Origin of the sequence: Flavobacterium pectinovorum (genome assembly GCF_900142715.1) — a bacterium.
GTDB classification, from domain to species: domain Bacteria; phylum Bacteroidota; class Bacteroidia; order Flavobacteriales; family Flavobacteriaceae; genus Flavobacterium; species Flavobacterium pectinovorum.
Window position 1 is genome coordinate 275,365 of sequence record NZ_FRBX01000004.1, and the last position, 12,841, is coordinate 288,205.

Sequence of the window (12,841 nt, forward strand, 5' to 3'; positions counted from 1 at the left end):
TATGTTTTTCAATTCTATAGCATTTGCTATTTTTCTGCCAATTGTATTTTTTCTGTATTGGTTCGTTTTTAATAAAACAAAAAGCACTCAAAACGCTTTACTAATTATAGCGAGTTATTACTTTTATTCTTGTTGGGATTGGAGATTTCTGTTTCTATTAGTATTCTCTACGTTTCTGGATTATTACACCGGAATCCAGATTGAAAAAGGTAAATCTGAAAAAAGCCGAAAATTTTGGTTTTGGCTTAGTATTATAGTCAATTTAGGATTCTTAGGAATATTTAAATACTATAACTTTTTTGCCTCTTCTTTCTCTGATTTATTAAATTCAGCAGGAATAAAAGCCAGCCCAATTTTATTAAATGTGATTCTGCCGGTCGGAATTTCATTTTATACATTTCACGGTTTATCATACGTCATTGATATTTATTACAAACGAATAAAAGCAGAATATAACTTTGTCGATTATTCCTTGTTCGTAAGTTACTTTCCACTTTTAGTTGCCGGACCAATTGAGAGAGCAACCCATTTATTGCCACAGGTAAAAGTTAAAAGAGAATTTAATTTTGAAACGGCAAAAGAAGGAGTTTATCAAATTATATGGGGATTAGTAAAAAAAGTGGTCATTGCTGATACTTGTGCAACTTATGCCAATGCCATTTTTGATCATTATACATCAATGAACTCGTTTTCATTAATTATGGGAGCCATCTATTTTGCATTCCAAATTTATGGCGATTTTTCAGGATATTCTGATATCGCGTTAGGAGTTTCAAAACTCTTTGGTTTAGACTTATTGCGAAACTTCAATTATCCTTATTTTTCAAGAGATATTGCCGAGTTTTGGAGACGTTGGCATATTTCGCTTTCATCCTGGTTTCGCGATTATTTGTATATTCCGTTGGGAGGAAGCAAAGGAGGACTTTGGATGAAAATCAGAAATACCTTTATCATTTTTGTGGTGTCCGGATTTTGGCATGGAGCCAATTGGACATATGTTGTCTGGGGTTTTATAAACGCAGTTTACTTTTTGCCTTTACTGTTGTCAAATAGCAATAGAAACAATATGGATGCCATTGTTTTGAAGTGGAATTTTGATTCTGCAAAAGTAATAATGAGCATTTTGTACACATTTTTATTAACCTGTATAGCCTGGGTCTTTTTTAGAGCCAGCACAATCACTGATGCTTTTTCATATTTAAAACGTATTATTACAGACAGGCATTTTGGTTCTCAATACCTGGAAAATGAACGTTATAATTATGAATTATTACTATTAATTGGCGTTTTTGTTTTGGTTGAATGGAATAATCGTAACAAAGTCGAACCTCTTTCGGGTAAAAAAAGTTTATTGAAATTGAGCCTTGCTATTGCGGCAATACTTGCATTCGGAACTTATTCAGATTATAAAGAATTCATATATTTTCAATTCTAATGAAGAATTTTTTAATTTATATAGCCAAGATTATTCTTGTAACAATCTTACTGGCTATTGTTTTAGACGGACTTTATAGTGCGATGTTCATACAATGTAAAAACCGGGGAAAGATAGATCAGATTTATAATTCAGAAGGAAGGAAATATGATGTAGTGATTTTGGGTTCATCAAGAGCAAACAATCATTTTGTAGCTCCAATGTTTGAAGAAAAAGGATTAAAAACCTTTAATTACGGCATGAGCGGTTCTCATTTATTTGAAACGGCTCTAATGCTAAAATTGATGATAGAGAGAAAATATCAAATTAAGAATGTAATTCTTGAAGCTGATTTAAACCTTTCCGGCAGTGATCAATCTGAAGGAATCGCTTCAAGATTTTTGCCTTATATTCATAATTCAAATGTTATTAAAGAGCATTTTCAAACACAAGAACATTTTAATGAATTGTATTATATTCCATTTTACAGATATATTAAATATGAAATAAGAATAGGATTTAGAGAAATGTTTTTTAATGCAATTCATAAAAAAACAATTCATTTAAATAATTTGGGATATAATCCTCTGGATGGAGTTGAGAATGGTAATATGAAAAACAATATTGTCAAATTAAATCCCTTGCCGCATAACAAATACTATGAAGAAATTAAAAGTATCTGCAAAGCAAATAACATAAACCTGATTGTTGTAATGACGCCAATGTGTGAAAACGTAAAGGGCATGAATTATTTTGAAAAGGTAAAAAAAGCATATCCTGAAATCCATAATTATGAAAATGCAGTAGTCGAGAATAAATATTTTTCGTCTTGCGGACACATGAATGATACAGGAGCCAGAATGTTTACTGCCAGAATTTTAAAAGATTTTTTTAATAAATAGTAATTTATGAAACGGTTTTTAATTTTTACAGGTAAAATAATTCTTATTACAATTTTGATTTCAGTTGTATTAGACGGAATTTATACAGCAATTTTTATGCGATCTAAGGATCGTGGAAAAATTGAAACCGTTTTTAATTCAAAGGCTGAAAACTATGATGTGGTTATTTTAGGTTCATCAAGAGCAAATAATCATTTTATACCACAAATGTTTCAGGATAAAGGCCTAAAAACGTTTAATTATGGAATGAGTGCCGCGCATTTATTTGAAGCTTCCCTGATGTTAAAATTAATGGTGGAAAGAAAATGGAAAATCAAAAATGTTATTGTTGAAGCAGATCTTAATCTTGCAATTGGTCATAGGTCTAAACCAATTTCATCAAAGTTTTTGCCTTACATTCATAATTCAACTGTAATAAGAGATCATTTTCAGGATGAGGAAAGCTTTAATGAAATGTATTATCTGCCATTTTACAGATATATAAAATACGATTCTAAAATAGGTTTTAGAGAGGCGTTTTTTACGCTCATTCATAAAAGAACTAACGCTTTAGAAAATCTTGGTTTTTATCCGTTGCAAAAAAATAAAAATGGTAATATGAAAAACAATATTGTCAAATTAAATCCTTTGCCTCACAATAAATCTTACGAAGAAATTAAAAGTATATGTAAAGCTAATAACATTAATCTGATTGCTGTAATGACTCCTATGTGCGAGAATGTTAAGGGGATGGATTATTTTGATAAAGTAAAAAAAGCATATCCTGAAATTCACAATTATGAAAACGCAGTAACGGATGATAAATATTTTTCTTCTTGTGGCCACATGAGTGATGAGGGAGCCAAAATCTTTACAGCCAGAATTCTAAAAGATTTTTTTAATAAATAACGTAAGTAAAAAGATCTTTTTAAGATGATAACATACTCTAAAATAGGAAAGAAAGGAAATTTGGGAAATCAGCTTTTTCAGATTGCTTCTACTATCGGTTTGAGCGTTTCAAATAAGCAGCAATATGCTTTTTTAGATTGGAAATTTCAGCAGTATTTTAAAAATAAATTACCACTTTTAACATCAGATTTTTCAAACTTTATAAATGCTGAAGAGAAGAAATATAATTTTCATGAATGGGATATAAAAGATGGAGATTATGATCTTTCCGGTTGGCTTCAAACTGAAAAATATTTTGACAAAGAATTAACCAAACATCATTTTGAGTTCTCTGATTCTTTAACTAATCATATTAAAAAAAAATATGAAAGTGCTTTTACGAAACGAACTATTCTACTTTCAATAAGAAGAGGCGATTTCGTAAATCATCCGGATTATTTTCAATTGCCAATTAACTACTATTTGAATAGTTTAGCGCAATTTTTTCCAAATTGGAAGTCCTGCAATTTGATCATTTTAAGTGACGATATTAAATATTGTAAATTTCATTTTTCTTTTTTAGAAAATGCCTTTTTTGGAGAAGATTTAAATGGTATAGAGCAGCTTTGCCTGGGTTCATTGTGCGATGATTTTATAATAAGTAATTCTACTTTTTCGTGGTGGACAGCCTGGCTGGGGGAAAAAGAAGACTCCAAAGTAATAAGACCATTAAAGAATTTTGATGGCGCAAAAAGTCAGGAACTTAATGATAAAGATTATTTCCCGGAAAGATGGATAAAATACAATCATACAGAAGAGAGAATTAAACTTGAAGATGTCGTTTTTGATATCAAAAGCAAAAAAAATAGCCAAGAAGTTGCAGCATATATTTCGACCTATTTTGATGTGGAAATGAATCTAAACCAGAATGAAACTGAATCCTCCAAAAACACTTATGCTTTAAAGAAAGATTATTTTTTACCTCCTTTGGTAATTTATTCGTCTTATTTAAAATTGAAAGAAGATTCAAATACTTTAGTTCTCAATAACGTAGTTAGATCCTTTAAAGTTTCTAAGCCATTAAACTATAAAGATTTTCTTTTACAAAAAGACTTCGGTTTGTTTTCGACTATTTTTTCATTTTCGAAAACTAAAGAAAACTTAAAGACTCAAAATCCTGACATTTATTTAAAAAGAAATAACAATACAGTTTTTGAGCCAAAAGAATCGATATTATATTTTTCAGCAGGACAATTTTGTGCAATCGGAGCGTATGGTTATAGTTTTAAAAAGTTAGCGAAAAGAAAAGAAATAGAATTAAAAAGAACTATTAAAAAAATACTTTCAATAAAATAATATGGCAGCAAAGCTACATGTCGCATACATTGTTTCTCATTATCCTCATAAAGCTTTTGGCCACGATGGCGGATTAGGAACCAGCGTTTACAACTTAGTTGAAAAACTTAGAATGAGCGATGTTCAGGTTTCTGTTTTTGTATACGGACAAAAGAATGAGTTTGTTCTGGAAGAAAATAATGTAACGATTTATAGTCTTACTGATAGTAAAGTGAAATTGCTTAAGTTCTATTTTAACAGAAAAAAGATAGAAAAGTTTATCAATAATAAAATTCAGGAAAAGGATATCAATATTATTGAAGCTCCCGATTGGACAGGAATTACCGCTTTTATGAATTTTAAGATTCCGCTTGTAATTCGTTTTCACGGAAGTGATGCTTACTTTTGCCATCTCGAAAACAGAAAACAAAAGCCTAAAAATTTCTGGTTTGAAAAATTAGCCATAAATGGAGCAAAAGCTTTTATTGCCCCAACAAGCTTTGCCGGTGAAGTGTCAAAAGAACTATTTAAAATAAAAAATAAAGAGATAAAAACGATTCATTACGGATTAGAATTAAAAAAATTCACAAACGATTCTCCTTTAATTTATGAAAAAGGGATTATTCTCTATGTAGGCACATTAATTAGAAAAAAAGGAGTTTTAGAATTACCCGAAATTTTTAATAAAGTGCGAAAAGAATTTCCGGAAGCAAAACTGGTATTAATTGGCAGCGATGCTTCTGATATAAAAACAAACTCAGGTTCTACATGGCAGTTAATGCAAAGTCAGTTTAAAGCTGATGATTTAGAACATGTAAGTTATTTGGGAAAAATTCCATATAACGAAGTTCAAAACCATATTAGAAAAGCAAATATTTGTGTTTTTCCAACTTTTGCAGAAACTTTAGGAATGGTTACCATAGAATCAATGGCCATGCAAAAAGCCGTTGTTAATAGCAATATTGGCTGGGCACAAGAACTTATTATTGATGAAGAAAGTGGTTTTTTAGTACATCCGGAAAATCATAATTTATACGCCGAAAGAATTATACAGCTGTTAAAAGATGATACTTATTGTTTAAAAATTGGTCAGCAAGCCTTAACAAGAGTCGAAACCAAATTTGATATTAATAAGGTAGTGCTTGAGAATATAGCTTTTTATGAAAAAATAATCGATCAAAACAGAAAGCACTAATGATTGTTATTTATCATCAATACAATAAAGTTGTCACAATTGAACGTGAAGGAAAAAGTATTGCTTTTTCTCAAGCTAGTATTGTTAAAACGCTCTTTGAGGTTGCTTCACAATATCCTGGCGACATACTAATTTGGTGTCATATCGATTTTAAATCAAATCTGAATTTTTCTAAGATTCAGGATATATTTCACCATTCAAAAATAATGGCGTCTTATAATCCTTTTCAAAATTCGTATTTACCGGGAGCGATTGGTTATGTTGAAGAATCACCGTTTATAAAAGTCAATAAAAAAGCAGCATATCCAACCTGGCAAATGAGTAGTTGCGTTGGTGGTATTCACGCTTCAGTTTTAACAGCTTTACAAGGTAATTTTTATACAATCAAAGATTTTGATTATTTCTTGCATTCAATAGCAAAATTACTAATGCCAAAAGGCTTATTGTGTTATTCTGAGCCTGATTTACTGATAGCTTTTTCAGAGATAAGTCAGAAACAGAAAAACAGCACATTTCTATTATTTCGATTTGTAAAACAACATTATAAAACAAGTTGGATTTTTTTGCTTTTCCTGAATTTTTTGTTGTACGAGAAAAAAATAAAGTTCCTGCCGCTTATTTTTAGTTTCTTTTATTCCAGAATAAAAATAAATGAAAATTTGCTGAATGATATTAAAATTCAATCTGCCAGAAAAGTAATTGAGACTGGAAATATAGATGTTATAATACCGACTATTGGAAGAGAAAAATACCTGAAAGACGTATTGATAGATTTGTCCTTACAAACACATTTACCTAAAAACATTATAATTGTCGAGCAAAACCCAGAACCCGAAAGTGTATCAGAACTCGATTATCTTACCAGTCAATCGTGGCCATTTTCTATAAAACACATTTTCACGCATCAGCCTGGCGCTTGTAACGCAAGGAATTTGGCTATAGCCGAAATAAAAAATGAGTGGGTTTTTATGGCAGATGATGATATTCGACTGGAAAAAAACTTTTTAGAACTTTGTTTTTCCTTTATAGAAAATTTTGCTGCAGAACAAGTTACGTTTGGATGTTATGCTCCGGGATATCCTCAGAATAAAAAAATAGGGCAAAAATTTCAATGGCCAAATTTTGGTTCCGGCTGCAGTATTGTAAAATCAAAAAATATAAAAGACATACTTTATAACATTGGTTTTGAATTTGGATATGGTGAAGATACCGATTTTGGAATGCAGCTAAGAAATTCAGGTTTTGATATCCTTTATGCGCCAAATCCGGAAATTCTTCATCTTAAAGCTCCTATGGGAGGTTTTAGAACAAAACCGGTTTTAGCTTGGCAAAAAGATGCGATTCAGCCTAAGCCATCTCCAACAGTGATGTTGTACAAAATATTAAATCTGAGTAAGCAGCAAATTAATGGATATAGAACTGTGTTGTTTTTTAAGTTTTATAAAGCACAAACCATTAAAAATCCATTTTTATACTTCTCTACTTTCAATAAACAGTGGAAGCAAAGTGTATATTGGGCTAATGAATTAAATAATAAAAAATGAAATTTTCGTTAATTATTTGCACATATATGCGTCCGGAGCCGTTGCTTAATTTATTGCATTCGGTTCAGAATCAAATCCTGCATCCCGATGAAATACTAATTATTGATGGTTCTGTAAATGGAGAAACACAAAAGGCTTTAAATAATAAAGAATTTCAGAACCTAAAATATTTCTTAGTTTCTGATATGCACAGAGGGCTTACAAAACAACGAAATTTCGGAATTTCTAAAGTGGCAGAAGATTCAGAAATTGTTTGTTTTTTAGACGATGATACTGTTTTAGAATCAGATTATTTTGCGGAAATTATAAAAACATTTCAAACAAATAATGATGTTTCAGGAGTTGGTGGAGTTGCTATTAATGAATATAAATGGAAACTTCAGGAACAAAATATTTTATATAATAAAAACAAATTTTATTTATTTGAAGGTTACTATTATAAAGAAGGCCTGCGTAATGTAATGAGAAATTATCTTGGCCTTGCCTCAAATTTAGGACCCGGAAAAATGCCGGATTATTCACATGGCAGAACATGCGGGTTTCCGATGACGGGAAAAACGTATGAAGTAGATTTGCTGATTGGGATGTCGATGTCTTTTAGAAAGAGTGTTTTTGATAAGATTAATTTTTCGAGATTTTTTGAAGGTTACGGTTTATACGAAGATGCAGATTTTAGTTTAAGAGCTTTGGAATTTGGTAAAAATGTAATTAATACAAAAGCACATTTGTCACATTTTCATGCCGAATCAGGAAGACCAAATAAATATAAATATGGTATAATGGTAGTAAGAAACGGCTGGTATGTTTGGAGAATAAAAAACCCAACACCCGGTTTTAATGATCGTTTTAAATGGAATGCCATTATAATATTATTAACTGTTATTAGATTGAGTAATGTAATTACAGAAGCAAAGAAAAAAGAAGCGTTTACAGAAGCAATGGGCAGAATCGTTGGCTGGTGGAGTTTGCTGTTTAATAAACCAAAATTTACGAAATGAAACCTAAAGTTTATATTTACGGCCTGTGTGATGTTTTTTATGACGGATACTATATTAAAGGTTTAAGCGAAGTATTTGGAAAAGTACAATATAGCATTTCAAAGTTTCCACGATTCACGCAGGGAACTTTTGCTTTTATAATTGAAGATGGTAATGGGGCTGTTAAAAACGTAATAATAGATTCCAAAGATTCATCCCAAATTGATAAAAAAGCTTTGGATTGGTGTTCTGTTTATGGCAAAGTAAACTATAATATCAAAAATGTAGAGAGTATCAACAAGGATAAAGTTATAGCAATTGGTCCAAGCTTTGGTATTAAAATTTGGAATTTCGTAGAAACAATTTATTATTTAATTTTAAATTTTAGCAGGTTTAGAGATTCAATTCCTTATAAGCGTGGTTTTATTGCCAATTATTGGAGGCAGTATAAAAGATTTTCTTTAAAAGAATATAAAAATGATTCGTCTTCAGATAATTATGTTTTTTTTATGAATAGTATTTGGAAACAAGAACCTGAAACGAATAATAATCGTGCATTGTTTATAAAGTCCTGTAAAGACAATAGAAAAGTATCTTTTGAAGGCGGGTTTGCGGCTCGAAAAGATGGGAATAATTTAGGATTAGATGATTTAGTTTACTCCCAACGTATTTCTTTAAAAGTGTATCTTAAAAAAATTAAAAAATCTGCATTTGTGTTTAATACACCTGCTGTACTTTCATGTCACGGTTGGAAATTGGCCGAATTTCTAGCCTTAGGAAAAGCAATAATTACAACACATCATTACAATAAATTACCGGCAGATTTGCTGGATAATAAACATGTACTGTATGTGAATAATAGCGATGATATAAAAGAAGCAATTAATAAATTAACAACAGATGTTGGTTTAAAAAGAAATTTAGAACTTGAAAGCAGAGAATATTTTGATAAATATTTGGCTCCCGAAAAAGTTATTACAAGATTGTTAGAAAAGATATAAAAATGAAATTTGTAATAATAACACACGTCATACATATTCAGGACGAAAATCAGTATTTGGGCTATGGCCCTTATGTTTCTGAAATGAATATTTGGCTAAAATACGTTGATGAAGTAAAAATTGTTGGATCATTAATAAAAAAAACTCCAACAGTAATTGATATAGCATACAAGCATCAAAAAATTGATTTTGTCAGCGTTCCAAGTTTTAGTTTTACCAGTTTAAAAAATAATTTAATTTCAATTTTTAAATTACCGGTAATTTTTTGGAGAATATTCGGAGCAATGAAAGATGCAGATCATATTCATTTGCGTTGTCCGGGAAATATTGGTTTAGTGGGGTGTATTGCGCAAATATTTTTCCCAAATAAAATAAAAACGGCTAAATATGCCGGAAATTGGGATCCAAAAAGTAAGCAGCCCTGGACATACAAACTGCAAAAATGGATTTTGAGCAACACTTTTCTAACTCGAAACATGCAGGTTTTGGTTTATGGTAATTGGGAAAACCAATCCAAAAACATAAAGCCCTTTTTTACCGCGACATATTCAGAATCTGAGAAAGAGACTTTTCAAAAAACAGGATTTGAGGAAACTATAGAATTTGTTTTTGTTGGAAGTTTAGTTGCCGGTAAAAATCCGATTTACGCCATAAAATTAGTGAAACAACTAATTAAAAAAGAACAAAACGTGGTTTTGAACTTGTACGGAGAAGGAATTGAAAGAAGTGTTTTGGAACAATATATTCAAGAAAACCAATTGTCGAAAAATATCATTCTACATGGTAATCAGGATAAGGAAACAATAAAAAAGGCTTATCAAAAGAGCCATTTTGTACTATTGCCTTCTAAAAGCGAAGGCTGGCCAAAAGCTGTTGCCGAAGCTATGTTTTGGGGATGTGTTCCTGTTGCAACAAAAGTTTCATGCGTTCCCTTTATGCTTGATAATGGAGACAGAGGAGTTTTGTTAAACATGGATTTGGATAAGGATGTGGTTGATATGGAAGAAATATTGATGAATGAAGCAGCATTTTTTAATAAAAGTAAATCAGCTACAGCATGGTCACAAAAATATACGACAGATGTTTTCGAATCTGAAATTAAAAAGCTTTTAGAAAAATGAGAATTGTACAAATTATAGATTCCCTAGAAGCTGGTGGAGCTGAAAGAATGGCGGTAAATTACGCAAATGCTTTAGCTAAAAAAATATCTTTTTCAGGTTTAATAGCCACAAGAAAAGAAGGAACATTAAGAAGTCAAATCGATTCGAAGGTTTCTTACCTCTTTTTAGAAAAGAAAAAAGCTGTTGATTTTCAGTCTGTTTTTCGTTTAAGAAGTTATATTAAAAAGAATAAGATTGATCTTATTCAGGCACATAGTTCTTCTTTTTTTACAGCTGTTTTAGTAAAATTAACGTATCCCAAAATAAAAATTATTTGGCACGATCACTATGGCATTTCCCAGGATTTGTCTTCCAGGAAAAAAACAGGTTTAAAGTTGGGGTCATTCTTTTTTTTGGGTATTATTTCTGTGAATTCAGCTTTAAAAGAATGGGCAATAAATAGTTTATCGTGTTCTAATGTTATTTATTTTCCAAATTTTATTGAAGACTCTTTTAGTTCAAACGAAGAGTTGGTTTTAAAAGGAATTGAAGGAAAAAGAATTATTTGTGTAGCCAATTTACGTCCCCAAAAAAATCATAATTTAATAGTAGATACTGCGAATTTATTTAAAGATAAATTTCCTGATTGGAGTTTTCATTTATTTGGGAAAGATTTTAAAGATGCCTATTCTGAGGATTTAAAGAAAAAAAATATTGATTTAAAACTTGAAAATACCGTTTATTTTTACGGAACAACGAATAATGTAAGTTCGGCATTAAAACAATGTCAGATTGGTGTTTTAGCATCATTATCAGAAGGACTTCCATTAGCTGTTTTAGAATATGGATTACATAAATTACCAGTTGTTGCAACAAATGTTGGCGAAATTTCAAAGGTAATTAGTAATGAAAAAGAAGGATTAATTGCAAAGTCCAACGATTTGAACCAATTTGCAGATTGTATTCAAAAATTGATAAATAATGAAAGCTATCGAATAGAAATGGGAATGAATTTAAATAAAAAAATACTTTTAAATTACAGTCAGGAAGTAATTCTTGAAGATTATGTTTTATGGTTGCATTCTTTGACTAATTTTGAGATTTAATATAGTATTTAAAAATAGATGAAGAAAACCTCACTATCATATGGTTATATAATTTTGATCCATGCATTAATTGCTTTAGCAGTTTTTGCACTTCCTTTTTTATCAAAAATTTATGCCATTGTAGTACCGGTAGTTGGTTTTTTAATTGTTGTAAAAAAGCAAAATAAAAATAATGAAGTTCTTTTAGTAACAGCCTATATGGTTGGAGTTGAGGTTTTTTTGCGAATGACAGGAGGGAACTTTAATAATGAATTCATTAAATTTAATATTATTGGTTTCATGCTTTTGGGAATGATTTATAGTAATTTTTCAACAAAGGCCTTTGTCTTTTGGTTTTTTTTAATACTCTTAATTCCGGGTATATTGATGGCTGTTGCAGTTGCTAATTTTAATACAGACATCAGAAAAGCATTGGTTTTTAATTTGTCTGGCCCTGTTTGCTTAGCGATTTGTGCTGTTTATATGTTTAAACGAAATGTTTTGTTTTCAGATCTGCAAAATATAATCCTGGCAATGGGTTTTCCAATATTTACAACTGCAATTTACTTATTTCTATACAACCCAAGTGTGAAAGATGTAGTAACGGGAACGCAATCTAATTTTGCAACCTCGGGGGGATTTGGTCCTAATCAGGTTTCTACAGTTTTGGGATTAGGAATATTTATCTTTTTTGCACAGCTGCTTTTATTTTCAAAATCAAAAAAACTAATGTTTTTAAATGGGGCTTTGTTACTGTTAATTAGCTTTAGAGCCATAGTTACTTTTTCGAGAGGTGGTGTAATTACTGCAGTTGTTATGATTATGTGTTTATTGTTCTTGTTGTACTATTTTTCAAGTCCAAGAGGCAAAAGTAAATTTACAACAGTCTTCATCGTAACGATTTTAATGGGAATTGGACTCTGGACCTACAGTTATTTGCAAACTGGCGGGTTGATAGAGAAACGTTACGCAAATAAAGATGCCAAAGGGCGAACCAAAAAAGATCGTTTGGGAGGAAGAGAAGAAATTATAGATACAGAATTGAAACTTTTTGTAGATAATCCTGTTCTTGGGGTAGGCGCAGGTATGGGAAAACAGGCGCGAGAGGAATCTTTTGGTATGGAAGCTGCATCTCATAATGAAATTTCACGTATGTTAAGTGAGCATGGTTTATTTGGTGTTATGGGGCTTTTTATATTATTTGTTACACCATTTATTCTTTACTTCGATAACAAACAGCATTTATATTTTCTTTCCTTTTATGTTTTTTGGCTTCTTACTATAAACCACGCTGCCATGCGTACGGCAGCCCCAGCTTTCGTTTATGCTTTGACATTACTATCGGTCAAAGTGAAGATTCCTGAAAAACCTGAAGATTAGGTAGTTTATATTCTTTTTTTTATAATACATTTGTTCTACGT

At 30.8% G+C, this 12,841-nt stretch carries 11 protein-coding genes; all 11 read left to right on the forward strand.

From position 1 onward, the window contains the following. The first annotated feature begins 1 nt into the window (after position 1). Genes BUE22_RS14940 through BUE22_RS14990 form a run of 11 tightly spaced genes read left to right on the forward strand, consistent with a single transcriptional unit; the run spans position 2 to position 12,800 of the window. Positions 2-1,435, forward strand: a complete 1,434-nt coding sequence (locus tag BUE22_RS14940) for an MBOAT family O-acyltransferase (RefSeq protein WP_073395963.1) — start codon at positions 2-4, stop codon at positions 1,433-1,435. Continuing rightward, positions 1,435-2,316, forward strand: coding sequence for a hypothetical protein (locus BUE22_RS14945; protein WP_073395965.1), 882 nt, complete (start codon positions 1,435-1,437; stop codon positions 2,314-2,316). The genes BUE22_RS14940 and BUE22_RS14945 overlap by 1 nt, the downstream gene beginning before the upstream one ends. A gap of 6 nt (positions 2,317-2,322) precedes the next feature. Further along, positions 2,323-3,204 (forward strand): hypothetical protein, encoded by an 882-nt coding sequence (locus BUE22_RS14950; RefSeq protein ID WP_073395968.1) that lies wholly within the window; start codon positions 2,323-2,325, stop codon positions 3,202-3,204. A gap of 24 nt (positions 3,205-3,228) precedes the next feature. After that, positions 3,229-4,539 carry an alpha-1,2-fucosyltransferase gene (locus tag BUE22_RS14955; protein ID WP_073395971.1) on the forward strand — a complete coding sequence of 437 codons (1,311 nt, stop codon included), beginning with the start codon at positions 3,229-3,231 and terminating at the stop codon, positions 4,537-4,539. A gap of 1 nt (position 4,540) precedes the next feature. Then, positions 4,541-5,713 (forward strand): glycosyltransferase family 4 protein, encoded by a 1,173-nt coding sequence (locus tag BUE22_RS14960; RefSeq protein WP_073395974.1) that lies wholly within the window; start codon positions 4,541-4,543, stop codon positions 5,711-5,713. Continuing rightward, positions 5,713-7,257 (forward strand): glycosyltransferase family 2 protein, encoded by a 1,545-nt coding sequence (locus BUE22_RS14965; protein WP_073395977.1) that lies wholly within the window; start codon positions 5,713-5,715, stop codon positions 7,255-7,257. Before BUE22_RS14960 ends, BUE22_RS14965 begins: the two co-directional genes overlap by 1 nt. Further along, positions 7,254-8,255, forward strand: a complete 1,002-nt coding sequence (locus tag BUE22_RS14970) for a glycosyltransferase family 2 protein (RefSeq protein ID WP_073395980.1) — start codon at positions 7,254-7,256, stop codon at positions 8,253-8,255. Before BUE22_RS14965 ends, BUE22_RS14970 begins: the two co-directional genes overlap by 4 nt. Beyond that, positions 8,252-9,235, forward strand: a complete 984-nt coding sequence (locus BUE22_RS14975; protein WP_073395983.1) for a glycosyltransferase — start codon at positions 8,252-8,254, stop codon at positions 9,233-9,235. Before BUE22_RS14970 ends, BUE22_RS14975 begins: the two co-directional genes overlap by 4 nt. A 2-nt stretch (positions 9,236-9,237) precedes the next feature. After that, positions 9,238-10,356 carry a glycosyltransferase family 4 protein gene (locus BUE22_RS14980; protein ID WP_073395986.1) on the forward strand — a complete coding sequence of 373 codons (1,119 nt, stop codon included), beginning with the start codon at positions 9,238-9,240 and terminating at the stop codon, positions 10,354-10,356. Further along, positions 10,353-11,441: a glycosyltransferase gene (locus tag BUE22_RS14985; protein WP_073395987.1), complete on the forward strand. Its 1,089-nt coding sequence runs from the start codon at positions 10,353-10,355 to the stop codon at positions 11,439-11,441. The genes BUE22_RS14980 and BUE22_RS14985 overlap by 4 nt, the downstream gene beginning before the upstream one ends. An 18-nt stretch (positions 11,442-11,459) precedes the next feature. Continuing rightward, positions 11,460-12,800, forward strand: coding sequence for an O-antigen ligase family protein (locus BUE22_RS14990; protein WP_073395988.1), 1,341 nt, complete (start codon positions 11,460-11,462; stop codon positions 12,798-12,800). Positions 12,801-12,841 lie beyond the last annotated feature (41 nt).